General features: G+C 69.4%; 22 protein-coding genes, 1 tRNA gene and 4 pseudogenes. 14 read left to right on the top strand and 13 right to left on the bottom strand.

The genetic code is table 11. The annotated features are described in order from the left end of the window. Positions 1–5: 5 nt before the first annotated feature. Positions 6–746 (bottom strand): ABC transporter permease, encoded by a 741-nt coding sequence (locus tag ACQEVG_RS07840; protein ID WP_432979004.1) that lies wholly within the window; start codon positions 744–746, stop codon positions 6–8. A gap of 166 nt (positions 747–912) precedes the next feature. Between ACQEVG_RS07840 and ACQEVG_RS07835 the strand changes: the two genes are divergently transcribed. The 5 genes from ACQEVG_RS07835 (at position 913) to ACQEVG_RS07815 (ending at position 7,196) form a co-directional block, all read left to right on the top strand. Continuing rightward, positions 913–1,566, top strand: a complete 654-nt coding sequence (locus ACQEVG_RS07835) for an HNH endonuclease family protein (protein WP_432979001.1) — start codon at positions 913–915, stop codon at positions 1,564–1,566. Positions 1,567–1,650: 84 nt separating this feature from the next. Further along, entirely contained in the window at positions 1,651–3,420 is a 1,770-nt protein-coding gene (locus tag ACQEVG_RS07830) for an alkaline phosphatase D family protein (protein WP_432978998.1), read from the top strand. 43 nt (positions 3,421–3,463) lie between these two features. After that, positions 3,464–5,680 (top strand): FAD/NAD(P)-binding protein, encoded by a 2,217-nt coding sequence (locus tag ACQEVG_RS07825; RefSeq protein WP_432985153.1) that lies wholly within the window; start codon positions 3,464–3,466, stop codon positions 5,678–5,680. A gap of 60 nt (positions 5,681–5,740) precedes the next feature. After that, positions 5,741–6,217, top strand: a complete 477-nt coding sequence (locus ACQEVG_RS07820; protein ID WP_432978995.1) for a DoxX family protein — start codon at positions 5,741–5,743, stop codon at positions 6,215–6,217. A 319-nt stretch (positions 6,218–6,536) separates the two neighbouring features. Continuing rightward, positions 6,537–7,196: a DedA family protein gene (locus ACQEVG_RS07815; protein WP_432978992.1), complete on the top strand. Its 660-nt coding sequence runs from the start codon at positions 6,537–6,539 to the stop codon at positions 7,194–7,196. Here ACQEVG_RS07815 and ACQEVG_RS07810 read toward each other — a convergent pair. Both ACQEVG_RS07810 and ACQEVG_RS07805 read right to left on the bottom strand, forming a co-directional pair. After that, on the bottom strand, positions 7,150–7,419 hold the full coding sequence (locus ACQEVG_RS07810) for a DUF2277 domain-containing protein (RefSeq protein ID WP_432978989.1): 270 nt from the start codon (positions 7,417–7,419) through the stop codon (positions 7,150–7,152). The genes ACQEVG_RS07815 and ACQEVG_RS07810 overlap by 47 nt on opposite strands. Before the next feature lie 164 nt (positions 7,420–7,583). Further along, positions 7,584–7,757, bottom strand: a pseudogene (locus ACQEVG_RS07805) (EstA family serine hydrolase); the annotation flags it as partial. Positions 7,758–8,087: 330 nt separating this feature from the next. On the opposite strand from ACQEVG_RS07805, the gene ACQEVG_RS07800 reads away from it, so the two are divergent. Further along, complete coding sequence (locus ACQEVG_RS07800) at positions 8,088–8,735, top strand: peptidase inhibitor family I36 protein (RefSeq protein WP_432978986.1); 648 nt, start codon at positions 8,088–8,090, stop codon at positions 8,733–8,735. Positions 8,736–8,829: 94 nt separating this feature from the next. On the opposite strand, the gene ACQEVG_RS07795 is transcribed toward ACQEVG_RS07800, so the two are convergent. Next, complete coding sequence (locus ACQEVG_RS07795) at positions 8,830–9,540, bottom strand: glycoside hydrolase family 75 protein (protein WP_432978983.1); 711 nt, start codon at positions 9,538–9,540, stop codon at positions 8,830–8,832. A gap of 169 nt (positions 9,541–9,709) precedes the next feature. Here ACQEVG_RS07795 and ACQEVG_RS07790 point away from each other — a divergent pair, with 169 nt between their 5' ends. From ACQEVG_RS07790 to ACQEVG_RS07780, 3 genes and pseudogenes are all read left to right on the top strand, one after another. Continuing rightward, complete coding sequence (locus tag ACQEVG_RS07790) at positions 9,710–10,117, top strand: ArsR/SmtB family transcription factor (protein ID WP_432978980.1); 408 nt, start codon at positions 9,710–9,712, stop codon at positions 10,115–10,117. Next, positions 10,044–10,547, top strand: coding sequence for an SRPBCC family protein (locus ACQEVG_RS07785; RefSeq protein ID WP_432978977.1), 504 nt, complete (start codon positions 10,044–10,046; stop codon positions 10,545–10,547). The genes ACQEVG_RS07790 and ACQEVG_RS07785 overlap by 74 nt, the downstream gene beginning before the upstream one ends. A 22-nt stretch (positions 10,548–10,569) precedes the next feature. Continuing rightward, positions 10,570–10,953: pseudogene (locus ACQEVG_RS07780) on the top strand (serine hydrolase); the annotation flags it as partial. Positions 10,954–10,985: 32 nt separating this feature from the next. Here ACQEVG_RS07780 and ACQEVG_RS07775 read toward each other — a convergent pair. After that, positions 10,986–12,353 carry a pyridoxal phosphate-dependent decarboxylase family protein gene (locus tag ACQEVG_RS07775; RefSeq protein ID WP_432978974.1) on the bottom strand — a complete coding sequence of 456 codons (1,368 nt, stop codon included), beginning with the start codon at positions 12,351–12,353 and terminating at the stop codon, positions 10,986–10,988. A 160-nt stretch (positions 12,354–12,513) separates the two neighbouring features. On the opposite strand from ACQEVG_RS07775, the gene ACQEVG_RS07770 reads away from it, so the two are divergent. Next, positions 12,514–13,347, top strand: coding sequence for an endonuclease/exonuclease/phosphatase family protein (locus ACQEVG_RS07770; protein ID WP_432978971.1), 834 nt, complete (start codon positions 12,514–12,516; stop codon positions 13,345–13,347). Between the two features lie 465 nt (positions 13,348–13,812). Here the strand turns inward: ACQEVG_RS07770 and ACQEVG_RS07765 are convergent, their stop codons facing one another. From ACQEVG_RS07765 to ACQEVG_RS07750, 4 genes and pseudogenes are all read right to left on the bottom strand, one after another. After that, positions 13,813–14,268 carry a hypothetical protein gene (locus ACQEVG_RS07765; protein WP_432978968.1) on the bottom strand — a complete coding sequence of 152 codons (456 nt, stop codon included), beginning with the start codon at positions 14,266–14,268 and terminating at the stop codon, positions 13,813–13,815. Positions 14,269–14,594: 326 nt separating this feature from the next. Further along, positions 14,595–16,592: an ABC transporter ATP-binding protein gene (locus ACQEVG_RS07760; RefSeq protein ID WP_432978965.1), complete on the bottom strand. Its 1,998-nt coding sequence runs from the start codon at positions 16,590–16,592 to the stop codon at positions 14,595–14,597. Between the two features lie 1,394 nt (positions 16,593–17,986). Next, a pseudogene (locus ACQEVG_RS07755) lies at positions 17,987–18,202 on the bottom strand (integrase core domain-containing protein); the annotation flags it as partial. A 228-nt stretch (positions 18,203–18,430) separates the two neighbouring features. After that, positions 18,431–19,657: an amidohydrolase family protein gene (locus tag ACQEVG_RS07750; RefSeq protein ID WP_432978962.1), complete on the bottom strand. Its 1,227-nt coding sequence runs from the start codon at positions 19,655–19,657 to the stop codon at positions 18,431–18,433. Between the two features lie 112 nt (positions 19,658–19,769). On the opposite strand from ACQEVG_RS07750, the gene ACQEVG_RS07745 reads away from it, so the two are divergent. Further along, positions 19,770–20,261, top strand: a complete 492-nt coding sequence (locus tag ACQEVG_RS07745; protein ID WP_217128979.1) for a MarR family winged helix-turn-helix transcriptional regulator — start codon at positions 19,770–19,772, stop codon at positions 20,259–20,261. 136 nt (positions 20,262–20,397) lie between these two features. On the opposite strand, the gene ACQEVG_RS07740 is transcribed toward ACQEVG_RS07745, so the two are convergent. The 3 genes from ACQEVG_RS07740 to ACQEVG_RS07730 are packed head-to-tail and all read right to left on the bottom strand — an operon-like array spanning position 20,398 to position 21,538. Beyond that, positions 20,398–20,628 (bottom strand): hypothetical protein, encoded by a 231-nt coding sequence (locus tag ACQEVG_RS07740; RefSeq protein ID WP_432978958.1) that lies wholly within the window; start codon positions 20,626–20,628, stop codon positions 20,398–20,400. A 26-nt stretch (positions 20,629–20,654) separates the two neighbouring features. After that, positions 20,655–20,858, bottom strand: coding sequence for a DUF6233 domain-containing protein (locus ACQEVG_RS07735; RefSeq protein ID WP_432978955.1), 204 nt, complete (start codon positions 20,856–20,858; stop codon positions 20,655–20,657). Between the two features lie 32 nt (positions 20,859–20,890). Then, positions 20,891–21,538, bottom strand: a complete 648-nt coding sequence (locus ACQEVG_RS07730; RefSeq protein ID WP_432978952.1) for a hypothetical protein — start codon at positions 21,536–21,538, stop codon at positions 20,891–20,893. Between the two features lie 405 nt (positions 21,539–21,943). Here ACQEVG_RS07730 and ACQEVG_RS07725 point away from each other — a divergent pair. Next, positions 21,944–22,195 (top strand): annotated as a pseudogene (locus ACQEVG_RS07725) (tyrosine-type recombinase/integrase); the annotation flags it as partial. Between the two features lie 55 nt (positions 22,196–22,250). On the opposite strand, the gene ACQEVG_RS07720 reads toward ACQEVG_RS07725, so the two are convergent. Continuing rightward, positions 22,251–22,325: transfer RNA gene (locus ACQEVG_RS07720), tRNA-Val, on the bottom strand. Positions 22,326–22,512: 187 nt separating this feature from the next. On the opposite strand from ACQEVG_RS07720, the gene ACQEVG_RS07715 reads away from it, so the two are divergent. Together ACQEVG_RS07715 and ACQEVG_RS07710 are read left to right on the top strand one after the other, a co-directional pair. Next, positions 22,513–23,295 (top strand): DUF4097 family beta strand repeat-containing protein, encoded by a 783-nt coding sequence (locus ACQEVG_RS07715; protein WP_432978949.1) that lies wholly within the window; start codon positions 22,513–22,515, stop codon positions 23,293–23,295. Positions 23,296–23,366: 71 nt separating this feature from the next. Beyond that, a complete protein-coding gene (locus ACQEVG_RS07710) occupies positions 23,367–24,758 on the top strand; it encodes a hypothetical protein (RefSeq protein ID WP_432978946.1) in 1,392 nt (463 codons plus the stop codon). Positions 24,759–24,801 lie beyond the last annotated feature (43 nt).

Genomic DNA, 24,801 nt, shown 5'->3' with positions numbered 1-24,801 from the left:
GCCACTCACGGCGGATCCCGGTACAGCAACCCCCGCGTCACCAGCTCCAGCACCACCGCCACCGCCACCGCCTGGACGGCCATCAGAGCGACCAGAACAAACAGCTGCACCGCCCCCGCCAGCAGCGGTGAGGCGCCGCCCAGCAGCATGCCGACGAACGCGCCCGGCAATGTGACGAGCCCCACGGTCCTGGTCTGATCGAGCCCCGGCAGCAGCGCGTCGGAGGCGGCCGGGCGCGCCACCTCCATACGGGCGTCGCGTTCGAGCAGCCCGAGCGCCATCCCCGCCTCAACCTCTCCGTGCCGCAGCCCCAGCTCGTCCAGCGCCCGCCGCCCGCCGAGCACGGTCGCGGTGAGCGCGCCGCCGATGAGGATGCCGGTCACCGGGACCAGCGCGATGCCCTTCAGCGGTACGAGGCCGGTGAGCAGCAGCGCGGCCACGACGGGCGCAACACCCGCGGCGATCGGCAGCCACGCCCATCGCCAGGTCCGGTTCGCGGTGATCCGCCGGCCCGCCGTCCATACCGCGACCGCGTACATCAGCAGCAGAAACGCGAACAGCAGCGGAAGCGAACGGACCACCCAGCCGATCACCAGGGAGACGGCCGCGAGTTGGACGGCCGCCCGCATGCCCGCCACGGCGATCTCGCGCGCCCGGCCCAGCCGGGCGACGGCGGCCACGGTCGCCGCGACGGCCAGCAGTACGGCCAGTACAGCGCCGAAGGTGACATTGACCGTGAGCAGCACCCGGCAACCCTACGACGTGCCACGGCATGTGCCGGGGTGTCAGAACTCTTGATCTGACGTGCCCATGTCGCCACTCTGTTACCTGGCGCCCACCCCACCGAAACCTGGCGCCGACAACATGGCCACGCCCGAACGGCCAAATGCCCCCCACAGCCAAGGAGTTCGCATGTCTGGTGTCTACGCGCGTCAATGTCGCCGTATAGCCGTACTCGCCGCCACCTCCGCTCTCGCCGTCACCGGTCTGCTCGCCACCGCCCCCACCGCGCAGGCCTCCCCGCCCACCCCCGTCAGCGCCGCCACCGCCCGCACCTATCTCGCCGGGCTCACCGTGTCCCCCGAGGGCTCGTCCACCGGCTACAGCCGCGACAAGTTCCCGCACTGGATCACCCAGTCGGGCGCGTGCAACACGCGCGAGGTCGTCCTCAAGCGCGACGGCACGAACGTCGTCCAGGACTCCAGCTGCGCCGCCGTCAGCGGCAGTTGGTACTCCGAGTACGACGGCGCCACCTGGACCGCCGCAGCCGACGTGGACATCGACCACATGGTGCCGCTCTCCGAGGCCTGGAAGTCCGGCGCGAGCAGCTGGACCACCGCCAAGCGGCAGTCCTTCGCCAACGACCTCACCCGTCCGCAGCTGATCGCCGTCACCGACAACGTCAACCAGGCGAAGGGCGACCAGGACCCGGCGGAGTGGCTGCCCTCGCGCACCTCGTACCGCTGCATGTACGCGCGCATGTGGGTGGACGTGAAGCACTACTACGCCCTGACCGTGGACTCGGCCGAGAAGACCGCGCTCCAGGGCATCCTGAACGGCTGCTGACCAGCAGAACTGACGGTTCCCGCAGGAACCTGGTGGTCCTCCCCTGTCGTTCCGTACCGTACGGGGCGACAGAGGAGGGCACACATGGCCGGGCTGCGCGTGGGACCACTGCTGCGGTATGTCGACTGGGAGACGGGCACCAGTGCGACCGTCTGGGTCGAGGCCGACCGGCCGTGCACGGCCGAGGTGCGCTGCGAGGACGGCGCGAAGGGCACTGCGCGTACGTTCCAGATCGCCGGCCACCACTATGCGCTGGTCCAGATCACCGGCCTGACACCCGGGACGGCGACCGCGTACGACGTGCTGCTCGACGGCCGGCGGGTCTGGCCGCTGGAAGGAAGCGGGTTCCCGGCGAGCACGATCCGTACGCCCGAGGTCCCCTCCGACGGCATCACCGTCTCCTTCGGCTCGTGCCGCTGGTCGGCCGCGCCGCGCGGTGGGCACGACCCGGTCGGCCCGGACGCGCTCGACACCCTCGCCGCGAAGCTCGCCGCCGACCCCACGGCCGTACGCCCCGAGGTGCTGCTGCTGCTGGGCGACCAGGTGTATGCGGACGAGACGTCCACGGCGACCAGGGCCTGGCTCGCCGCGCGCCGCGATCTGAGCGAAGCCCCCGGCGCGGAGGTCGCGGACTACGAGGAATACACCCGGCTCTACGACGAGTCCTGGCTGGACCCCGAGGTCCGCTGGCTGCTCTCCACCGTGCCCAGCTGCATGATCTTCGACGACCACGATGTGATCGACGACTGGAACACCAGCGCCTCCTGGCTGGCGGAGATGCGCGAGACGGCGTGGTGGCAGGAGCGGATCCTCAGCGGTCTGATGTCGTACTGGGTCTATCAGCACCTGGGCAACCTCTCCCCGGCGGAGCTGGAGTCGGACAAGCTGTACGCGGCGGTGCAGGCGTCGCCCGACGGGACGGATGCGCTGCGGCGGTTCGCCGCCGAGGCGGACGCCGACCCGGCGTCTGTGCGCTGGAGTTACCGCCGCGACTTCGGGCGGACCCGGATGCTGATGGTGGACTCGCGCGCCGGCCGGGTCCTGGACGAGCAGCGGCGATCGATGCTGGACGCGGACGAGGCACGCTGGCTGCGCGAACAGGTGCTGGACGGGCGGGGGCCCGGGCACGGGTCCGCGACGGAGTCCGGGCACGGGTCTGCGGCAGGTTCCCGGCACGGGTCCGTGTCGGGGCCGTACGACCATCTCCTGATCGGGACCTCGCTGCCCTGGCTGCTGCCGCCGCTCATCCACGACGCGGAGAGCTGGAACGCCGCGCTCTGCCGCGGCGAGCGCGGCGAGCGCTGGGCCCGCTTCGGCGAGAAGCTGCGCCGAGGGGCCGACTTGGAGCACTGGGCGGCCTTCCCCGACTCCTTCGACAAGCTGGCGGCGCTGATCGCAGAGGCGGGCAGCGGGGACGACGCCCCGGCAACGGTGTGCGTACTGTCGGGCGATGTGCATCATGCGTATGTCGCCGAGCCCGAGTGGCCCGGCCAGGCACCGGACACCAGGGTGCTCCAGCTGACCTGCTCGCCCGTGCACAACTCCATCCCCCGCCCCATACTGCTCGGCTTCCGCTTCGGCTGGAGCCGTGTCGGACGGCGGATCGGGCACGCCCTGGCTCGACACGGCAGGACGGGCAGACCGCCCGTCGAATGGGGGCGGACGGGGGGCCCGTGGTTCGGCAACCAGCTGATGACGCTGACGCTGCGAGGCCGTTCGGCGAGGCTGCGGCTGGACCAGGCGCAGGCGGTGGCGGGGGCCGCCGAGTCCGCGAGGGGCGCGGGTGCGCGGCTCGTGACGGCGGACGAGCGGGAGCTGACTGCGCACCGTGATCCATCCCACAGCGGAGGGTGATCCTCGGCCCCTGGGGTTCGACTCCGGCCCCTCCCCCGGCATGATGAGCCGAACATTCCGCTGCCCAGCACCCCCACATGCCCCGGGAGTTCCTGTTTTGTCCGACGTACGCGATGTGCGATCAGCAGTAGCCCCCCACACCCGCGCCGTCGCGGTCGTCGGGGCAGGCCCCCGCGGCACCTCCGTCCTCGAAAGACTCTGCGCCTCGGTCCCCGAGCTGATCCCCGGGACGCCGCTGACGATCCACCTCGTCGACCCGGCGCCGCCGGGCCCGGGCCGGGTCTGGCGCACCGACCAGCCGGCCGAGCTGCTGATGAACACCGTGGCCTCGCAAGTCACTTTGTTCACGGACGACAGCGTTGTCTGCGAAGGTCCGATACGTCCGGGGCCGAGCCTGTACGAGTGGGCGGCAGCGCACACCGACGAACGGCTCGGCCCCGACGACTATCCGACGCGGGCCTGCTACGGGCGCTATCTGGAGTGGGCTTTCCGGCAGACGGTGGACGCCGCGCCGGGCACGGTGACGGTGCGGGTCCACCGGGCGCGCGCGATACGGCTGGAGGACGAACTGGAGGCGGCCCCGCAGGCCGGGCCGTGGGCCGGGGCCCTCAGCGGCGGGGCGGCGCGGACCGGGGCTCCGACCGGCACGGCGGCGCGGACCGGGGCTCCGACCGGCACGGTGCCGCGGGCCCGCGCGGCGCTCGACGACTTCCCCGGCAGGGCGCCCGCCTCGCCGACGCAGAGCCTCACCCTCGACGACGGCACCACGATCACCGGACTCTGCGCGGTGGTCCTCGCACAGGGCCATCTGCCGGCAGTCTCGCGCCAGACGCAGGCCCATCTCGCCGAGTACGCCACCCGTCACCCCCGGCTGCATTACTTCCAGCCCGCGAACCCCGCGGACCTCGACCTCTCGGCCGTAACCCCCGGCGAGTCGGTCCTGCTCCGCGGCCTCGGCCTCAACTTCTTCGACCATATGGCGCTGTTGACGACCGGCCGCGGCGGCACGTACGTACACGACGACGACGGCACTCTCGTCTACCGCCCCTCCGGCCGCGAACCGCGGCTCTACGCGGGCTCGCGGCGCGGCATCCCGTACCAGGCACGCGGCGACAACGCGAAGGGCGCCTCGGGCCGGCACGACCCCCTCGTACTCACCCCGGACGTGATCGCCGTCTTCCGCAAACGCGCGGACGAGGGCGATCCGCCGGACTTCCTGACGGAGATCTGGCCCCTGGTGGCCAAGGAAGTGGAGACGGTCCACTACGAGGCACTGCTGTCACACCCGGCCGGCTTCCGGGACCGCTATCTCGCAGCGCCCCACGGAAGCACCCAAGAGGCCGCCGTACTGGACGAGTTCGGCGTCACGCAGGCGGACCGCTGGTCCTGGGACCGGATTTCGCGCCCGTACGGCGGCGAGAGCTTCGGCTCGCCGGCCGAGCACCGCGCCTGGCTCCTCGCCCATCTGCGCCAGGACGCCGCGCAGGCCGCGCTCGGCAATGTCGCGGGTCCGCTGAAGGCCGCGCTCGACGTACTGCGCGATCTGCGCAACGAACTGCGTCTGATCGTGGACCATGCCGGGCTCTCCGGCACTTCCCGGCGCGACCATCTGGACCGCTGGTACACCCCGCTGAACGCCTTCCTCTCCATCGGCCCGCCGCGCCGCCGCATTGAGGAGATGACGGCGCTGATCGAGGCGGGCGTCCTGGAGGTGGTCGGCCCGCGCACGACCGTCGGGATGGCGGACGGGATGTTCACCGCCGAGTCTCCCGACGTGCCCGGCTCCTTCGTCACGGCGACGACGCTGATCGAGGCGCGGCTGCCGGAGCCGGACCTGAGGCGGACCTGTGACGACCTGCTCGGTCGACTGCTGAAGACGGGACAGTGCCGGCCGCACACCATCGACGGTTACGAAACCGGAGGACTGGACGTAACACAGCGCCCCTACCGTCTGATCAACCGTCAAGGGCGGACACACCCACGGCGCTTCGCGATCGGTGTGCCCACCGAAGGCGTCCACTGGGTGACCGCGGCCGGGGCCAGGCCCGGTGTCGACTCGGTGACGCTCGCGGACGCGGACGCGGTGGCACGCGCCGCGCTGCGCGCGGTGGGCACGCTCGGTGCGCCGCACACGTCCGGACGGGCTGCCGAACCAGGCCCGGAGACAGGCCCCGAAGCGGAACCCGGACCGGAATCCACGGCGAAAACCGGGGCAAAGGCCGACCGTTGGCCAAATGTTGAACTTGCAAGCATAGATTAGGTCCGCCTAACCTAGGGCCTCCCTCGTCGGTTCACGTCCCCAAACCGAAGGAGTCCCCCCATGGCCAATCCCTCGCTGTCCACCCGCCTGAACAAGGCCCAGCCCTATGTGCTCAGCCTGTTCCGCATCGTCGTCGGCCTGCTCTTCGCCTGCCACGGCGCCGCCTCGCTCTTCGGCGTACTCGGCGGCGCGGCCGGCAGCGGCGGCACCATCCCGGCCGGCACCTGGCCCGGCTGGTACGCGGCGGTGATCGAGCTGGTCGCAGGCGCACTCGTGCTGGTCGGCCTCGGCACGCGCAGCGCCGCCCTCATCGCCTCGGGCTCGATGGCGTACGCGTACTTCACCGTTCATCAGCCGGAGGGCCTCTTCCCACTGCAGAACAGCGGCGAGGGATCCGTCCTGTACTGCTGGGCCTTCCTGCTGCTGGTCTTCACCGGGCCGGGCGCGCTGGCGCTGGACCGGGCGTTCGGCTCGCGCGGCGAGAACGGGACCGCGCAGGACGAGCGCAAGGAGCAGACCGCGGCGGTCGCGGCCTAAGGCACGTTTTAGAAGTCCCGCCTGCTGCCGGAGCTTTCGGAGCGCCCAGACCCTCGTCCACAAAAGAGGACCTGGGCGCTCCGCTTTTCCGCCTGCCGCCCACTTCGCCGCCCCACTCCGTTTCTCACGTCGCCCGCTCCCAAATCCCGTCCCTATTCCCGCCCGTATTCCCAAATCCCGCCAGACGTGAGGCTTACTACATCGACGCCCCCCGGCGATCTCGAGGTATACGCCAGGCGTACGCTGTACAGCTGTAGTGCCGCCCCTGCCGCTCCCCTTGCGACGTCGCGGCGTTATTCACGAAACCGGGGAGTTACGGGTGCTAGAGAGTGTGGGGTCGCTGACCGGCAGCCCATGGATTTACGCCGTCGTGGCGCTTTCCGTACTTCTCGATGTATTTCTGCCCGTACTGCCGAGCGGCGTGCTGGTGATCACGGCGGCGACCGCGGCCGCGGCCGGCTCGACCACCGCCACCGCCGCGCCCGTCGCGACCGCGGCCGGTCAGGTCCCGCACCAAGTGCCCTCGCTCCTCGTCCTGGTGCTGTGCGCGGCCACCGCCTCCGTACTCGGCGACCTCGTCGCCTACCGGCTGGCCTGGCGCGGCGGCGACCGCCTGGACCGGGCGATCGCCCGCTCCCGCAGACTGACCCGCGCGCAGGATCGTCTCGGCACGGCTCTCAGCCGCGGCGGCGGCGCACTCGTCGTGATCGCACGCTTCGCACCGGCCGGCCGCTCGGTCGTCTCGCTGGGCGCGGGCGCGGCCCACCGCAAGGTGAGGGATTTCCTCCCCTGGTCCGCCCTGGCGGGCGTGGCCTGGGCGGGCTACAGCGTGGGCCTCGGCTACTTCGGCGGCCAGTGGCTGGGCGCGACCTGGGTCGGCGCGGCGGTCTCGGTGCTCGCGCTGTTCGGGGCGGGCGCGCTGGCGGCATACGTCATGCGGCGCCCGACACAGTCACCGGCTCCCGAACCGGCTGCTTAGCGCCGGCCCCACCGGACCCGCGCACCTCAAGCCCTTCGAGCAGCTTGCGGGTCGCCTCGGCAATCTCGTCGACGGCCTGCTCGAAGACCTCGCGATTGTGCGCGGCGGGGGCACGGAAGCCGGACACCTTGCGCACGTACTGCAGGGCGGCGGCGCGGATGTCGTCCTCGGTGGCCTCTTCGGGGAGGGCGGGCGGGCGGAGAGTCTTGATACTGCGGCACATGTCTTCAGTGTGCCTCGCGGGTCTGACAGTGTCCGCCGGAGCGGGCGGGCCTGTACGGGGCGGGGGCCGCACCCTTCACCACGGGTGCGGCCCCCGCCACAAGCCCCCCTCAAGCCCCCTCAAGCCACGATGCGGGCCCGATCAAGGCCCGGTCAGGCCCGCCATCAGGCCGCGGCCGCCGCCCGCACCACCGACGCCGCCAGCCGGTCGTTCTCCGGCGCGGCGCCGCCCGGGAACGCGAACCGGCGGCGCACATAGCCGTACGCGACACTGCGCGGATCGGCAAAGCTGTCGGCGCCCGCGGCGCCGCTGTGGCCGAAGGCGTCCGCGCCCAGGAAGTCGCCCGCCATGCCGTCACCGGCCCACAGGCAGGGGAGCCGGGATAATTCCCCGGGATGCCGTACCGCTCCGTACCGCTCATGCCGTCTCCTCGACGGGTTCGCGCGCCTCGTCGGCCGCCACCGTACGGCCCGGGCCCGAGCCCCGGTAGCTGTGGCGCCGGGCGTGTGCGCGGGAGCTGATGACGGAGGCGTGAGGGCGGTACGCACACGCGCCAACACCACCGGCATTCCGGTCAGTTGAGATATGTCCGGCAGCTATGGCGACTTCTGGACATCTGCGGAGGAAGCGCTTGTCCGGCTCTCCGGCTCGCTTGGAGACTCGGTGGCATGCCCGCCGCAGGAGCGGCCGGGTATCAGCGCAAGAATCAGCAGGGGGAATCCCGCATGGCACTACGCAAGCTGATCGCTTCGTTGCTCACGACCCTGGCGCTCGTCGCCGCGGCGGTCACCGGACTCACCGGCCAGGCCACCGCGGCGTCCGGGGCCGACAGCAACACCGGCACCGGTGCTGACCAGGGCTTCACGGCCCAGGCCAAGCAGGCGGGACTGACCACCGCCGAGGCACGGCAGCTCCAGCAGACGGTCGACGGCTACCTCACCACGGTGGGCGGCAAGCAGGTCGCGCCCAACAGGATCGAACTGGCAGGCCAGGGCGAGATCGTGGTCGCCATGCCTGGCGAGCGCTACGCCCGCGATCTGTCGAGCCCGGCGGGCACCAGGGCGGCGTGTCCGTACGAGAACTTCTGCATGTGGACCGGCACCGGCTTCACCGGCACGCAGTTCAACCTGTGGAAGTGCGGGACGTACGACCTGTCCAACTGGAACGGTCCCGGCTCCTGGAGCAACAACCAGACCCCGGGCACCAGGGCGAGGTTCCTGGACCGCGGCTACAACACGATCTACACGACGCCCGGCGCGTATGCGAACAGCGCGTACTACGACTGGACTCCGGTCTGGCACGTAGTCCCCTGCTAGGACCCCGGCGGCCTTCGGCCGCAGGGACTGAGGGACGGGGCCCGGCCCCGGCGACGCAGAGTCGCCGGGCCCGGGCTCTCACGCTTACCGGCGCTCAGTTGTCCTGCAGGAACTTCTTCGCGAGGGAGTCGCCGAGGCTCACCGCGGCACTGTGGCTCTCGATCGGCGAGACCTTGGAATTCTTGAACAGGATGTACGTGACACCGGACTCGGCACCGCCGGTCTCCGGGTCCGGGTCGATCCCCAGCGCCTTGGCGGTGGCGTACGACGCCTCGCCGATGATCTTGTTCGGCCCGGTGTCACCGACGACGGCGTACTCGACCTTGTTGTTGTAGATGACGGCGACGACGCCGCCACCCTTGATCCCGGCGCTCGAGTAGTTCCAGATGCTGCTGGTGCTCGGTACGACGACGTACGGTAGCTTCTCGGCGTTCAGCGGCTTGCCGTTGGACTGGTGGAACGCGGTGTCGTCCTGGAACCAGGGGTCGGTGTTGGCGTTGCACTTGCTGGTGACCTGGCCATCGCAGTCGACGTCCATGTCGGCCTTCCAGAACACCGCGCCGTTCTTCCCGCAGACCGGGATGGTCGCCGAAGTCTCGCTGTCCGTCTTGTACTTGCCGTTCGATATCTGCGAACAGGTCTTGACCTTGGCCAGCAGATCGGCCGCGCCGACCGAGCCTTCCCGCGTCCCGCGCGCGTCCGAACCGGCGGCCCGGTGGGCGGTGTTGGCGGCGGCGGGCAGCGCGGCGACGGTGAGCAGGGCGGCGCCCGAGGCGGCGGCGAGCGCGAGAGTACGAGTACGCATGTGGGGGCGGCCTCTCTGTTAGGAAAGTTTCCTTACTTGTCCGCCGATAAATGTGATCCCTTTACATGACCGCGTCAACCCCTTCCGGCGCGGATTCCATGCCTTGACATCCGTCCAGGCCGAGCGCATGCTCAACCTATCGGTTTAACAACTGGATGGTTGATTACAGATGGCAGACGATCCGCTCAGCAACACCTTCGGCGCTCTCGCCGACCCGACCCGCCGGGCCCTCCTGGCGCGGCTCGCCGACGGGGCGGCGACGGTCAATGAGCTGGCAGAACCGTTCTCCATCAGCCTTCAGGCCATCTCCAAGCACCTGAAGGTGCTCGAACGGGCCGGCCTGATCACCAGGGGGCGCGACGCCCAGTACCGCCCCTGCCAACTCCATGCCGGTCCGCTCAAGCAGGCCACCGAGTGGCTGGAGGGCTACCGCCGGTTCTGGGAGGAGAGCTTCGGCCGGCTCGACGACTATCTGATCGAACTTCAGGAAAGGCAGCGGAACAATGACCTCGAAAGCCAGCGAGCACCCGACGACGCTGACCACTCCGTCGGACCTCGAGATCGTCATCACCCGTGACTTCGACGCACCGCGCAGCCTCGTGTGGGAGGCCTGGACCAAGCCCGAACACGTCCGGAGGTGGTACGGCCTGCGCTCCATGACCACGACGGTCATCGAGATCGACCTCCGCCCGGGCGGCGCCTGGCGCTGGGGACAGGCCGAGCCCAACGGGCAGGAGGTGGTGTTCTCCGGCGTCTACAAGGAGATCGTGCCGCCCGAGCGGCTTGTCTACACCGAGGGCTTCGAGCAGATGCCGGGCTCCGGCGAGACCCTGGTGACGCTGACCTTCGAGGAGAAGGACGGTCGGACGACCCTGACCAGCACCTCGGTCTGGCCTTCCGTGGAGGTCCGTGACATGGCGATGGCTTCCGGCATGGAGCAGGGCGTGATCGAGACGTACGAGCGACTCGACGAGCTGCTCGACGAGCTGCGGGGCACGACGGGCTGAGGCGAGGGGAGTTGGCGCGAGGCGGGCTGCGGGCGGACTGCGGGACGGTGCACCCGTGCCCGCCCGCTGCCTGATGCGCGGCACCGTCGGCCTGGTGACCAGCTGTGCGCGCCTCACCGTGGGGGACGCGCTGGATCCCCGGGACCGCAGGCGGCTGACCGAATGGCTGCTGAACCACACGACCAGCGGGGAACGATTCCGTGCGGGGCTGCCGAAGGACTGGACCGTCGGGGACAAGACCGGCGCCGGCTCGTACGGCACCAACAACGACGTGGGCATCGCCTGGACAACGGACGGGACGCCGATCGTGCTGGCGGTGCTGACGACCAAGCACGAGGCCGCCGCTGCCCCGGACAACCGGCTCATTGCGCGAACGGCCGCACTCTTGGCAGAAGCGGTGACATAGGACTGGCGCGAATCGGAATGATGCCTTCCGCATCAGGCGTTGATGGATGCGCGCCGGATCGCGTCGAGCGTGCGCGTCACGTCGTCGTCGGTCGTCGACCAGTTGCTCACCGAGATCCGCATGACGTGACGGCCGTGCCAGGTGGAGCCGCTGATCCACGCCGTGCCGTCGTCGAGCAGCCGGGTGAGTACCTTTTCTGTGCGCTCGTCGTTGCCGAACTCGGCGCAGACCTGGGTGAATACCACTTCGTTGAGGACTGTCGCGCCGTCGATCCCGGCGATGCCGGCGGCGAACGCGGAGGCGTGTCGGCACAGCCGCTCGACGAGGTCGGCCACACCTGATCGGCCGAGGGATCTGAGTGCGGCCCACACGGTGAAGGCTCTGCCGCGCCGGGAGAGCTCGGGGACCTTGTCGATGGGGTCGCCGTGTTCGTCCTGGATGAGGTAGTCGCCGTGCAGGCCCATCGCTGCCCGGACCGCGAACGGGTCGCGCACGATGGCAAGGCCGCAGTCGTAGGGGACGTTCAGGGTCTTGTGGGCATCCGTCGCCCAGGAGTCGGCGTTCGTGCAACCCGCCGTCAGGTGTGCGTAAGTCGGCGAGGCGGCCGCCCACAGTCCGAAGGCGCCGTCGATGTGCACCCATGCGTCTGCCTCGCGAGCGGCACGGATCGTCTCGACGAAGGGATCGAAGGCGCCGGAGTGGATGTCTCCGGCCTGGAGGATCACGATCGTGGGGCGCTGCCCGCCGGCCGCCAGACTGTGCCGCAGGGCCTCGGGCTCGATGCGTCCCTGATCGTCCGCCTTCACCACCTCGGGCCTACCGAGCCCCAGGTAGCGCAGCGCCAGGTCAATGGCCATGTGGCGGCCCTCGCCCACGACGACGTGGACGGCTGGCGCACCTGCGAGTCCGTCACGGGCGACGTTCCATCCGGTGCGCCGCAGCACCGCGTCGCGCCCGGCGGCGAGGCAGGTGAAGTTCGCCATCGTGGCACCGGTGGTGAAGCCGACGGCGCTGTCGGTCGGCAGGCCGAGCAGATCGAGCAGCCACGCGCCGGCGATATCTTCCGTCGCCGAGTACGCGGGCGAGACTGCGCGCATCACGCAGTTCTGGTCCCAGGCACTGACCAGCCAGTCTGCGGCCAGCGCGGCCGGTTCCGTGCCACCGACCACGAACCCGTAGAAGCGGCCGCTGGGAAACGCGGTGAGCCCCGGCTCGCAGGCCGTGACCAGCAGGTCGACGACGTCGGCGGGGGTGCTCGGACCATCGGGCAGTTCGACACCGAGTGCGCGCACGATCCCGTCGACCGAAGCGCGGGCGGGAACCCGGCGATCGGACAGGCTCGTCAGCCAGCGGACGGCATGGTCGTATGCCCGTCGCAGCGCCGCCTCGCGCGCGTCCATACCTCGGACTATGAGACAGTCGCCGCCACCACGCAAGCCACGACCGGCACGGTCACTCCCAGGCCTTGATCACCGTGCAGCGGAAGGAATGAATCACCCCCGGGCGGGCCCCCTAGCCAGCAGGATGCACCTACGGACTCTGGGAAGGGTGAGGCGGCAGATGCGCGTGCTGACGTGGAATGTGTGGTGGCGGTTCGGCCCGTGGGAGCAGCGACAGAAAGCGATCCTGACCGTGCTGCGCGACCTGCAACCCGATGTCATCGGGCTGCAGGAGGTGTGGGCTCGTGGCGGGGAGAACCTCGCGCAGTGGCTCGCGGAAGAACTCGACATGCAGTGGACCTGGGCCGCCTCGGACGCGCCCGGGCGCTGGCAGAGGCGACTCGGGGACTCGACGGTCGATTTCGGCAACGCCGTGCTGAGCCGGTGGCCCATCGTGGACCGCGCCGTGACACGGCTGCCCGCCGCCGAGGGCGATGACGACGGACGTCTGGCTCTGCATGCACGCCTGGCCGCGCCCACACATCAGGTGCCCTTCTTCACCACCCATTTGACCTCGGAGATCCATGCCTCGGCCGTGCGCTGCGCACAGGTCGCGGCGCTCGCCGAATTCATCGCGGCCCACCGCGGCGGCACTCTCTTTCCGCCGGTGGTCACGGGCGATTTCAATGCCTGGCCCGATTCAGACGAGATCCGCCTGCTCGGTGGCTACAAGACGGCCCCTGCCGTCCCCGGCCAAGTCCTCCTCGACGCCTGGGAGTACGCCGCCCCGTCGGCACCGTCGGCAACCTGGGACGCGGCAAACCCCTACGTGGCGGCGGCCGGTGACCCGAGCGTCCGAATCGACTACATCCACGTCGGACAACCCGGCCCCGGCGGCCTCGGCCGCGTCCGCTCCATCCGCCGCGCGGGCGACGGCCCGGTCGGCGGCATATGGCCGTCCGATCATGCGGCGGTGGTCGCGGACCTGGCGGATGCCGATCCTGGAGAGAGCTGAGCCAGAACAACCGCGGCCCTCAAAGAGGTTGGCGGGCAACGCGCGAGGATCCCGTCAACGGATCCTGGGGGCACGGCCCTGCTCGTCCTGATAGGCCTTCTCCAGGGCCGCGATGGCCCGGCCCCGCGCCGCCGATCTGCGCCGGCCTGTGACCGCTATGACGGTGACAACCACGAGCAGAAGGGTGACCAGGGAAACACCCACAATGGCAACAACGAACAACAATCCAAGCGTTTCCACGGAACCCCCTCTCCGGGGAGCGTACTCGCCCTGGGTCTTCGAGTGAGGTCGGTGGTGTCTCAATCGGTGAGTCAAGCCGCGCTGAGGTGCGATCAGTAGCCGAGGAAGTGACGCGGGACCTCGCTGACCTGGGAACCGCCCGGCGACCAGCATGGTGACCTGCGGCTGAGCCGTCGAAGGAAAGGGCACTATCGTTCGTGCTTGCTGCCGGCGAGTGCAGGGTCCTTACAGGTCGCCCAGTACCGATTCGCGCATCACGCTCCGAAGCCGGCGGACTGCGGCGTCGTAAGGGTCATGGACCGCGTGCCACTCCGCGGAGACCCCAACTGCAAGCCCAGTGGTGGCGATGGCATCTCGGATAGCTCTCAGTCCCCGGTAGGCAGCCCGTGCAGCATCACAGACCTCACGAGGTGCGGCGATGAGGAGCTCGTAGTACGTCGGCAGTATCTGATGTGCTCGGTAGGTCGATACGACATCGGCGTTGCTGACGGGCTGGCTGAGAGCCAGTAGCGCCGTTTCCGTCTCAGTGAGGGCCGTCAGAAACCGCAGATATGCGTCACGCTGCACCTGTTCAATTCGTGTTCCTCGTTCGCGTCTCGCTCGCGCTGCTTCTACCAGCAGCGTCGAGCCCACGCCCAACACGCCGCCACTCAAGGTGCCGACCAGGGTTAACCATTCCATGCAGCCCAAGGTAAGAACGGACCACCACCGACAACAGCCCGAACGTCGAAGGTCGGTGGAGTCCCCATGACTGAGTCAAGCGGTCTCTTCGACCGGCTGACTGCGCACTGGCCCGGCCGCGGGACTTGAGCCCGTGACCTCATCCTGGGAATCACTGGGGTCTGGGAGGCGTGTATATGCTCTGGCCTGCGGATATGTGCCCTGAGCGATGCTGCCGTACGGTGGCTTGGCGCCGCTGTCAACCGCGGAGGCCACCGGACGCGGCTCCGGTGACGGTGAGGCCGTGACCGAACGAGCCGGGAAGCGTGGCTCCCGGCAGGTGGCGCTCACCGGGCGAACTGACCTGTGTCGGCCCGGGCCGGGACGCCGTGCAGCCGTGCGTAGGCGCCGCCGCAGGCCAGCAGGTCCGTGTGCGTGCCGGTTTCCACGATCCGGCCCTGGTCGAGTACGAGGATCCGGTCGGCGTGCGGGGCCAGAGCGAGGTCGTGTGTGATCATGATGGTGGTGCGGCCGGACATCAGCCGCTTCAGCGGGCCGATCATCCGGCGCGCGGCCGGCGCGTCGAGCCCGGTGGTCGGCTCGTCGAGGACGAGCACGGGGGCGTTGCGCAGCATCGCCCGGGCGACGGCGATGCGCTGCAACTGGCCGCCGGACAGCTGTGCGGTGTGCGTGTCGATACGGGTGTCGTACCCCTGGGGCAGGGTGGTGATGAAATCGTGGGCGGCGGCGGCCTGCGCGGCCCGCACGATCTCCTCGTCGGTGGCGGCGGGGCGACCGCAGGCGATGTTCTCGCGGATGGTGTCGTGCAGGATCAACGTCCTCTGCGGCAACAGGGTGACGTTGTCCCGCAGGAAGGTCACACGGGTGGTGTGCAGTGGCACGCCGTCCAGACGGATGCACCCGTCGGTCGGGTCGTAGAAGCGCAGCAACAGCTTGGCGAGCGTCGACTTGCCGGCCCCGCTGGCCCCAGTGACCAGGACGAACTCACCTGGGCTCGCGGTCAGTGAGACGTCGCTGAGCGTCTCCTTGTCGGCGCCCGGATAGCGGAAGGCGACCCGGTCGAATTCCACGACTCCCAGCACGTTCCACTGCCCGGCGTCCAGGTCCACGGGCGGATCGGTCACGGACGGACCGGTGTCGAGGATCTCCAGCAGGCGTTCGGCGCCGGCGGTCGCGGCGGTGAGCGTCAGGCCGAGCTGTCCCAGATTGCGCAGCGGCGGGTAGAGGTAGCCCAGGAAGGCGGCGAAGGACAGCAGCTGACCGATGGTCATGCGGTCCTGTGAAATCTCCCATACGCCCAGTCCGATGACACCGAGTACGCACAGCGTCTCGATGACCTCTACCAGTTGTTCGTACAGTTCGCTCGCGCGGGAACCGGTCACCGAGGCCCGCATCCACGCGTGGGCCTCGCGCCCGAGCCGCCCTTCCTCGGCGGACTTCCGGTTGTATGCCTGTGTGAGCACGACGTTGGCCAGGGACTCCTCGACGACGGAGGTGATCGCCCCGTCGGCGACCCGCTCGTCGCGCGCGGCGGATTTGATCCGGCCGGAGAAACTGCTGGCGGTCAGCCACAGCACGGGTGCCATGACGAAGGTGGCCAGCGCCAGGTCCCAGCGTAGCCACAGGGCGGCCGCGGAGAAGAGAACCGTGCTGAAGGCGGCCGATGCCGCGCCCACGACCCCCGACACGACCATTTGCTCGATGGCCTCGACGTCTCCGGTGAGCCGTTCGACGAGATCGCCCTGGCGGTGCCGCTGGAAGAAGTCCGGTGACAGGTCCTGTACGTGGCTGAACACGCGGGCGCGCAGCCGCAGTACGAAACGCTCGGCGGTCCACACGGCGAGGGAATTGCCGACGTAGCCGACCACGGCACCGAGGACCGCGACGACCAGCCACTGCCCCGCTGGAGACCAGAACGCGTCGAGCGAGCCCTCCTGTAGGGCGTCGTCGGTGAGACTGCCGAACAGCAGAATCGCGGCGGTCTCGGCGAGGGCGGCGATGATCACACACACGAGGATCAGCGCCAGCCGACCGCGGTCTCCCTTGGTCAGCGGCCAGAACCGCGCGAAGGCCCGGCGCATCGGGAGGCTGGGAGCTGCTGCTGCGCCGTCCGCGCCGCCGTACATGCCCGCAGCCACAGGGGGCGCCTGGGGGGCGTCCGGGCCCGGATCGGCCCTGTCCTGGGAGGCGGTCGGCCGCTGCTGGGGAACCGGAGGCGTGCGGCCCCGCACCGTACGCGCCGGTCCGGGGCGGCGATGGCGGCCTCGGACCGGCGGCGGCATCACGCGAAGCTGCACCGTCTGCTGGTCGTCGTATTCGGTCACTGGCTCTCCTGCTCCTCGGAACCGGCCCACAACGCGGAGGGCGGGCCCCCGGCGCGATGCCGGGGACCCGCCCCTTGTCAGCCACGCGTGACTCAGTGACCGATCGGGCGACGCTTCGGCTTCCGGGCCGGCTTCGGCTTGGGGGCAGGCTTCTTGTGGGCCTTGTCAGCGGGCTTTACGGGAACGATCTTCTTGAAGCTCATCAGTTCTCCTTGGAGTTCGCTTTGATTCGAGTGCCGGAGCCGTTCGGCTTCGACACGGAAGACATTAGGAACGCTTCCTGAGGAGAACCTAAATCTCAGCTGTGAGTTATCTATGGCCGATAAACCGTGAATTTCTTGATGATTTCGGGAACCGAATGTGAATGCCTTTCGTCTCGCGCGCCAGCGCGGTTGACGTACTCGTCACCCTCGCAGGTCATGCGGGCGTTCGGGCTTGCGGGAAGGACAAACCAGTAGTACTTGGGAGCGGCCAGTGGAAGGTACGCCGATGTGGTGCACACCATATTCATAGCCGCTCGGCAGCTGAAAGGGCACGATTTTATGGGAGCGACTGCCAGGTCACCGCCTTGTCCGAGCCGCAGTTCCGGCCCGGTCGACGTACACCGTGAGCCGGAAGCCGCGGCGGCCGTCCGGGAGGGGGCGTTCGCCTCGACCGCGACGATGAGCCTGCGGCCGGCCACAGGAGCGGCGCCCGTCGTGGCGATTGCACTCGGCTGGGGCACCCATTACGGCTGCGAGTCCTGCGGCTGGGAGCTTTACGTCTCGGAGGTGACTGGCTGGCTTCGGCGGATTTTGTGAAACGTCCGACGCGAGTCGGTTCTGCGGCCGCGTGTCCGTCGAGTCTCGCTGCCTATTGCGCCTGTGTACGAGCAAGATCCATGTGCGAATACGCAGGTCGCGTATATTACGTCCCAATATTCGAGGTATCTTGCGGAGAGTCCGGCGTCACCGGCTTACAGTGTTCAACTCGTCACAGTGGCCGGGGCTCTTATGGCACACGCGTCCTCAAAAGGTCTGGGTAACACGCAAGGCGCCCGGGTCGAAGACCTGGGCCTTTGCCATGGAGCGGGTGACGGAAATCGAACCCGCGCTCTGAGCTTCCGCGCAATCCGGCTGGCATCCGTGTAGGGGACGTGTACGAGGACTGCTCCATCCGGTTCTGCGCACGGAGGTTGACGACGACGCCGACATGCAGGCGTCCAGGAACCGTTCGTAGAGCTGCCGGCGAGTGTTCAAGCGGCGGGCTGCGCGCTGCGAGGCCGGACAGCGGGGAGTCCACGGCGAGGAGTTCGAGAAGACATGCGCTCAGCGCGGTGCCCTCGGCGGTGAGGACGAGGTGCTTGGCGCGGTGGTCCGTGGGGTGCGGGTCAGGCAAAATCCGGAAGAGACGGCTTAGCTGTATTGACCCGCAGCATTGTTGATTCGACTGATGGGCGGGTGGCCGCCGAGTGCAGTGTGGCAGCGGTGATGGTTGTAGGTGTGGAGGAACTCCACGAGGGCTGCGGTGCGCTCGGCGTTGCTGGAGTACGGGCGCACGTACGCCCATTCGTCGAGCAGCGTGCGGTTCAGGCGTTCGACCTTGCCGTTCGTCTGCGGGCGGTACGGTCTGAGATGCCCATTTCGTCGGCTACGTGCGCGACGGGGGGACCGGCTCGGACCCGGTCGATCAGAAGTCGTCTGCCGTAGACGGTCAGTCGGGCGTTGGGGTGGGACACGAAGACCTCTGCTGTGGTGCGGATCTTGATCAGCCGTCTGGGCTCAGGCGGGGAGCGCAGGCACGTGAGGCCGCCGACCCGGTGGTCGGCGGCCTGTGGCGCTGTGTGGTGGGCGGCGGGGTCAGGCCGCGAGTCGGGTGCCGCGGCGCCAGATGGCGCGTGTGTTGAGGGTGTCGGAGATGGTGCTGGTGGGGTCGCCGTCGATGAGGAGGAGGTCGGCGCGCATACCCTCGGCGATGCGGCCGCGGTCTTCGAGGCCGAAGCGGCGGGCAGTGGTGGCGGTGGCTGCGCGCAGGGCCTGGGCGGGGGTGAGGCCGGCTTGAACCAGGTACTGCAGTTCGTGGTGGACGCTGGCGCCGTGGGCGAGCCCGCCCAGGAAGGGCAGGGGCAGGGAGACGTCGGTGCCGGCCAGCAGGTCCACGCCTGCGTCGGCGAGGGCCTTGACGGTGGCCAGAACGTCTTCGATCTTGCCTTGGGGGTAGTGGCCGAAGGCGGAGCGCAGGGCCTTGTCCCAGTCCGCATCGAGGCGGGTGGCGACGCGCGGATCGTCGGCGAGGTCGCTTCCGGTGATGCCCATCATGGAGGCGTTCAGGACGACGCAGGGCACGACGAACACTCCAGCGGTCTTGACCAGGTTGATGATCTCGTCGGTGTGGGGCTGGTCCATGAAAAGGTGGGCCAGGCCGTCGATACCCGCCTCGATGGCCATACGGGTGGCGTCCATGGTCAGGGCGTGGGCGATGGTGAGCATGCCGTGCTTCTTGGCCTCAGCCACGCCGGCGTTCAAGGTGGCCTGGTCAAGCATGGGCAGGCCCGGATGGCCTTCGACGCTGCCGTCGTCGACCATGAACTTGATGTAGTCCGAGCCGCGTTCGATCAATTGCGGGATGAATGCAACGGCTTCTTCGGGGGTGGTGGAGAACGGCATCAACGGCGGCTCCCCTGCAGGCTTGGCGCCGGGAGGAGGGCCGGGACGGAAACCCTCCGGGAACAGCTCACTGGGGTGGCCGCCCGGAGGGGTGATACCGAAACCGGAGGAACGCACGTCAGCGACGGCATCGTCCTCGCTGATGTGGGCCCGGTTGTCCCGCGTGTTGGTGCCCTGCATCTCCAACTCGGTCGTCACACCGAACCGCAGCGCCAACGCCAGCGCGTCCCGGCTGGTGTGGACGTGCGCGTCGATCAGGCCGGGGAGCAGCGTGGCGCCGCTGCCGTCGACGATCTCGGCCCCTGCTGGGGCGTCGCCGCCGATGCGGGCGATGTGCCCGCCCTCGACGAGCACGGTGGTCACCCCCAGCGGCTTCTCGCCGTCGAAGACCCGGGCAGCAGCAATAGCGGTCACGGACATGGCTTACCTCGATCCTGGAGTACGACCCTCCATCTCAATATATACCTAAAGCTATGCACATGCATAATGGAATGGTTATGCATGTCGACCAAAACTCCCTAGGATGGGCGGCATGAGCAGCTCGTCAACGCCCCGGGAGACCGGCAAGGGCCTCTTCGATCAGGTCGGACCTGCCCTGTCGCGGCTGCGGCGGCGCACCTCGGGCGGACGCAGGGATCTGACCCGCAACCTCGTCCTGAACGTGGTCGCGGACGCGCCCGGCGAGATGACGGTCGGCGGCATCGCCGCCGAGATGGGCGTCACCCAGCCCGTCGCCAGCCGCACCATTGCCGCCTGCATCGCCGACGGACTGCTGCGGCGATCCGCATCCCAGGCAGACGGCCGCCGCACCGTCCTTGAACTCACTCAGGCCGGCCAAACCGAGCGCCGCCGCTTCGCCTCCGAGCAGCGCGAGACCTTTGAGCACATCACCGCTGCATGGGAGCCGACCGAGCGCATGCAGTTCGCCCAGTTCCTCATCCGCTACAGCCAGGACGCCAGCGCCTGGTCCGCCCGGCAGACCCACCGCAGCGACGATGACACGAGTGCCCGCGCACACGACTGAACCACCCCGCAGCGATGTAGCGCAGGACCAAAGGGCAGGACCCGCGTCACGCCGCAACATCACCCTCGGGCAAGCTCCCGAAAACCGGACGAAGCGAACCCCTGAGTATTGTCAACAACGCTCGTGGGCAATACACCTAGCTCAGCTTGGAGCACCAGTTCGGCCTGTACTCGTGCGCCCTGCCACCGACCCATTCGACCCGCGTGGGGTCGTCCGGGAGATCGTCCGCGTCGGGCAGGCCTGCTTGGCGGAGGAATTCCAGCAGGTCCCGGTCGGAGTGGGCCAGGCCCATGATCTGGTCCCGCACCGTGACCCGCCGGCCGCCGGTCGGAGGGATCCGGTGCACGACGATCGGGGCGCCTCTCATGCCTCTAGGCTGCGACGGGTGGCCGGTCACAGCATGCCGAGGTCTCGGTCGGGACGGCAGATCGTGCACGGTGCGACCTGCTCGGCGAGGGCGGCGAGTGCCTGCTCCCGGCTGATCGGCTTGGCTCGCGGTGCCCCACCGTGGTGCTGTGCCCCGCGTGAACCGCGATGGCGTGCCGCCCGCCGCAACCCATCTCGATCTTCCACAGCGGCCGCGATGAGGGTGGTCATGGTGCTCACCTCCTCCTTGTGGGGTTTTGGGGTCATGGGGTGGGCGGCCTTGGCGCCGCGGTGTCCAGAGCCCGCTCGTCGTGGGCGGCCTGCATCGCGGTCGGCAGGTACGCCCAGTACGTGAACTGGGCTGCGGTGCGGTCCTCGACCGACCGGAGCGCGGCCTGGTGCTCCGGCGAGCCGGGGTACACGCCCGCCCGGGCCCCGGCCTTGAAGCGGCGCCAGGCCCATGCGGCGGCCGCGTACGTAGCGCCGACAGCGGCGCCGATCGGGTAGATCAGAGCAAGGTTGGCCATGTCGGGGCCTCCTATCGATGTGGTGGGGCCCCGCCTTTCGGGGCTATTCGCTGTGAGCTCCGGCTGCTCGTGCTCGAAGGCGCGCTCCTGGTTCTCCGGCGTGAGGGTCCGGTAGCAGGCGCCACATAGGTCCTCGCCGGCGAAGCGGCCAGCCGCCTCGCGCCGGTCGCCCCGTGGCGCGTCGCCGACCACGGTCGCTAAGGGGGCGGGGAACCAGTGGCGCGCCTGCCCAGGAGAGGGAGCGCGGGCGGCAACACCGTCGTTCTGGTAGGGCGCTGCCGCATACAGCGCCGGGAACGGGCCGTCCCCGTCGGGCAGGTACACATCGACGCAGGTCCGGACGCCGTCGGAAGCCGTGATCCACTCATCCTTGAGCGCGTGCATGACCAACCCCTAATTTCCTCATGTGTAGAAACTAATTTCACCGTATGCTGAAACTGTCGCGGACGGGAAGTCTCTTCTCTGACCTGCTACGGAAGGTGATGCGCTGCGACTGGCCGAGGTCCCCGGGGAGAGAGCGGAGGGCAGGCGGACAAGATCATCGCTGCCGTGCCTGGCGCTTGATCAAGCAGGCGGGTCCACGGTGTCAAGCGGAATGGCGGGCCCCGCGACGGATGCCCGTCCCGAGCCTTGACCAGAGGTGCCGCGTTCTACCGGGGGAGCGCTCTTGTGGCTCTGCGGGTCTCGCTGTTGCGATAGCTCCAACGTCGTTCCGAATACTGGGGGTTCAGGGGCGGAGCTGCGTGTCACTTCGTGGAAGCGCTTCGGGCACGATCGGCGCTACGTGAATCATTCACCCGCGTCGCGACGACCGCCGGGCTCCGAGTGATCCGGCTGCACGATGCCCGGCACGGCTGCGCGACCCTGCTGACCGCCGCGGGCGTCGCTCCCCGCGTCGTGATGGAGATCCTCGGTCACAGTCAGATCGCCGTGACGATGAACATCTACACGCACGTCGTTCAGGACACGCAGCGCGAGGCAGTGAGCCACCTGGACCGCATGCTCAATCGGCGGCCGGTCGTGAATGACCGCCCCGGTTGATGTCAAAAGTGGATGTCAAAGGCCCCCAGCCATGATCGGCCGGGGGCCTTTTCACTGGTGGGCGCGGACGGTTTCGAACCGCCGACATCTGCTTTGTAAGAGCAGCGCTCTACCCCTGAGCTACGCACCCGTGGATGAAGGAACAGCGTACATGGCAGATGGGGCCGCCCTGCAAACCCGTTCCCGGCCGCCGCCCCGCACCCCTCAGTACTGGGGTTAGCCCCACCCCGACACGGTGGTCGCCCGGATCGCTCCCCACTCCCGCGCGCTCATACCTTGAGGGCACATCGGCAGAACCACCTGGGGGAACGATCACCATGGCCGCACTGACCACCCGACGCAACCGCGCCCGCGCGTTCATCGCACTCGGAGGTGCCGTCCTCGGTGCCCTCGTGCTCATCGGGTGCGGTAGTGCCGACGCCGGGGACGCGCCCGTCGAGATGCGGTCCTTTGCGCTGGAGGGGAAGGCGCTCACCATCGACTCCGACAACTCCGCCATCGAGATCGTGCCCGCCGATGTGAAAGACGTGCAGGTCACCCGGCGGGTCGACGGCTGGGTGTTCATGGGGAGCGGGCCCGGGGCCTCCTGGAAAATGAAGGACGGGAAGCTCACCCTCCGGGTGAGGTGCGATGCCGTCGCGAGCAGCTGCGAGGCCCGGCACACGGTGAAGGTGCCGCGGGGCGTCGCCGTGGCCGTGGAGGACGACAACGGGAGCGTGACCGCCAGTGGGTTCGACACCGCGCTCAAGATCCGGTCCGACAATGGCGACGTGACCGTACGGGACGCCAGCGGGCCGCTGCGGCTCGACACCGACAACGGGGAGGTCGTCGCCGAGCGGGTCAGCTCCAAGGCCGTGACCGTCGGGTCGGAGAACGGGTCCGTGCGGCTCGGGCTCAGTGCCGTGCCCGATCGGGTCGAGACCGTCAGTGACAACGGCGCCATCACCCTCGAGCTGCCGCGCGCGGGCGCTCCGTACTCCGTGACGGCCAAGAGCGACAACGGCGATGTGGACGTCGACGTGCCCACCGACCACGGCAGCTCACACGTCGTGAAGGCCCGCAGCGACAACGGCAACGTGACGGTGCGAAGCGCGCACTAACCAGCCCGTGTGTTCGTCACTACCTGGTGGGAGAATGAACCGGGCAGGGCGACACAGCACGGGAGAGGGATGTGACGGCGACACACGCGCAGCCGCACGCAAAAGGAAGTGCGAGAGCGAGTGCGAGTGCCGTCCGGGATGTCCTCGCGCTGATGCTGTTGCCGCTGCCCCTGATTGTCGCGGCGCTGCCGGGCGCCTTCGCCGGAGGGGGCGGGGGTGGCCGGCGCTGGTTCGGCGGGCGGAGCGAGAGTGAGCGGGCCGATGCGCAGGCTGCGAAGGACGCCGCCGCCGCTGCCTTCTACGAGCTGGACACCGCCCAGCGCGATCTGCGGATCTCGATCGAGACGATCGCTGCGGTGGACAGTTCGCCGGGGGCGCGGCGGACGGTCGACGACTTCGCCGCGCTGGGGCAGCGGATCGACGAGGCGAGTCATCGGTACATCACCGCCGTCGACGCGCACGATCTCGACCGGCACGACCTCGAAGCGCACGTCGCCTCGCAGGCGCGCGGGGAGTTGAACCGGGCCAAGGACGAGCTCGTACGGGTCAAGGGCGATCTCGACCGCTTCGCCCAGGGGCTCGGGCCGCTGCTCGACAAGGCGGAGACGCAGCTCGCCCGGCTGGCCCCCGCCGTGGAGCGGGCGAGACAGGCACTCCTTTCCGCGAGCAATGCTCTCGATTCGGTGCGGGGCTCCGGTCTGCGAGCGGATGATCTCGCTGCCCGGCTCGCCGCGCTCGGGCCCGAGCTGACCAAGCTCAATCAGGGCGCGGGGCGGCACGGCGTCGCCGAGACCCTGCAACGTGCCGATCGCGTGCTGCGGGACGCCGAAGCGGTACGGGCCGAGGCCGAGCGGCTGCCCGAGCGTGCCGCCGAGATCGACAAACGCCTGGTCTCCCTCCGTACCCGCGCACAGGCCCTCACCACCCGCGCCGGGTCCGTCGAGCCCGTTCTGAGCGAGCTGCGGCGGCGTTTCTCCGCCGCCTGCTGGCAGGATCTCCAGCCCGTGCCCGAGCAGGCGGCGATCAGCGTCCGCCAGGCCGAGGAGAAGCTCAGGGAGGCGGCCAAGGCGCGCGACGAGCAGCGGTGGGCGGATGCGACAGCCCTGCTCAGTACGGTACGGGCGCTGCTGAACACCACCGACGAGGCGGTCTCCGCGGCCGGTGACCGGCTGCAGCGGCTCAATGCCGTGGCCAAGGATCCGCAGCAGGAGATCGAGCGCACCCGGTTTGCCATCCGGGACGCGCAGCGCCTCGCCATGGCCGGACGCAACACCCCGGACCCGCGGCATGCGCAGCCGCTGGACGACGCGGTGGGGCGGCTGGAGCGGGCCATCGCCGGGCTCGAGGGCCGGCACCCCGACTACTGGCACTTTTTGACCGAGACGGAAGCGGTACGGCGTACGGCCGCGCGCGTCGTGGAGCAGATCCGCGAGGACCGCAGCGCGGGCGCCGGACGGGGCTGAGTGCGTCCCGGCTCCACGAACCCGGCTGCACGGCTTCGCACGC

The organism is Streptomyces sp. CA-135486 (assembly GCF_050936555.1).
Classification (GTDB): domain Bacteria; phylum Actinomycetota; class Actinomycetes; order Streptomycetales; family Streptomycetaceae; genus Streptomyces.
This window is presented reverse-complemented; position numbering and strand designations above follow the sequence as displayed.

Bases quoted from the DNA above. Each gene is read 5' to 3' on its own strand.
- ACQEVG_RS07750 (WP_432978962.1), bottom strand. From the start codon at position 19,657: ATGTCCGTGACCGCTATTGCTGCTGCCCGGGTCTTCGACGGCGAGAAG.
- ACQEVG_RS07775 (WP_432978974.1), bottom strand. From the start codon at position 12,353: ATGGACGCGCGCGAGGCGGCGCTGCGACGGGCATACGACCATGCCGTC.
- ACQEVG_RS07785 (WP_432978977.1), top strand. From the start codon at position 10,044: ATGACCTCGAAAGCCAGCGAGCACCCGACGACGCTGACCACTCCGTCG.
- ACQEVG_RS07825 (WP_432985153.1), top strand. From the start codon at position 3,464: ATGAGCCGAACATTCCGCTGCCCAGCACCCCCACATGCCCCGGGAGTT.
- ACQEVG_RS07795 (WP_432978983.1), bottom strand. From the start codon at position 9,540: ATGCGTACTCGTACTCTCGCGCTCGCCGCCGCCTCGGGCGCCGCCCTG.
- ACQEVG_RS07740 (WP_432978958.1), bottom strand. From the start codon at position 20,628: ATGAGAGGCGCCCCGATCGTCGTGCACCGGATCCCTCCGACCGGCGGC.
- ACQEVG_RS07790 (WP_432978980.1), top strand. From the start codon at position 9,710: ATGGCAGACGATCCGCTCAGCAACACCTTCGGCGCTCTCGCCGACCCG.
- ACQEVG_RS07820 (WP_432978995.1), top strand. From the start codon at position 5,741: ATGGCCAATCCCTCGCTGTCCACCCGCCTGAACAAGGCCCAGCCCTAT.
- ACQEVG_RS07800 (WP_432978986.1), top strand. From the start codon at position 8,088: ATGCCCGCCGCAGGAGCGGCCGGGTATCAGCGCAAGAATCAGCAGGGG.
- ACQEVG_RS07730 (WP_432978952.1), bottom strand. From the start codon at position 21,538: ATGCACGCGCTCAAGGATGAGTGGATCACGGCTTCCGACGGCGTCCGG.
- ACQEVG_RS07770 (WP_432978971.1), top strand. From the start codon at position 12,514: ATGCGCGTGCTGACGTGGAATGTGTGGTGGCGGTTCGGCCCGTGGGAG.
- ACQEVG_RS07835 (WP_432979001.1), top strand. From the start codon at position 913: ATGTCTGGTGTCTACGCGCGTCAATGTCGCCGTATAGCCGTACTCGCC.
- ACQEVG_RS07830 (WP_432978998.1), top strand. From the start codon at position 1,651: ATGGCCGGGCTGCGCGTGGGACCACTGCTGCGGTATGTCGACTGGGAG.
- ACQEVG_RS07810 (WP_432978989.1), bottom strand. From the start codon at position 7,419: ATGTGCCGCAGTATCAAGACTCTCCGCCCGCCCGCCCTCCCCGAAGAG.
- ACQEVG_RS07715 (WP_432978949.1), top strand. From the start codon at position 22,513: ATGGCCGCACTGACCACCCGACGCAACCGCGCCCGCGCGTTCATCGCA.
- ACQEVG_RS07745 (WP_217128979.1), top strand. From the start codon at position 19,770: ATGAGCAGCTCGTCAACGCCCCGGGAGACCGGCAAGGGCCTCTTCGAT.
- ACQEVG_RS07735 (WP_432978955.1), bottom strand. From the start codon at position 20,858: ATGACCACCCTCATCGCGGCCGCTGTGGAAGATCGAGATGGGTTGCGG.
- ACQEVG_RS07765 (WP_432978968.1), bottom strand. From the start codon at position 14,268: ATGGAATGGTTAACCCTGGTCGGCACCTTGAGTGGCGGCGTGTTGGGC.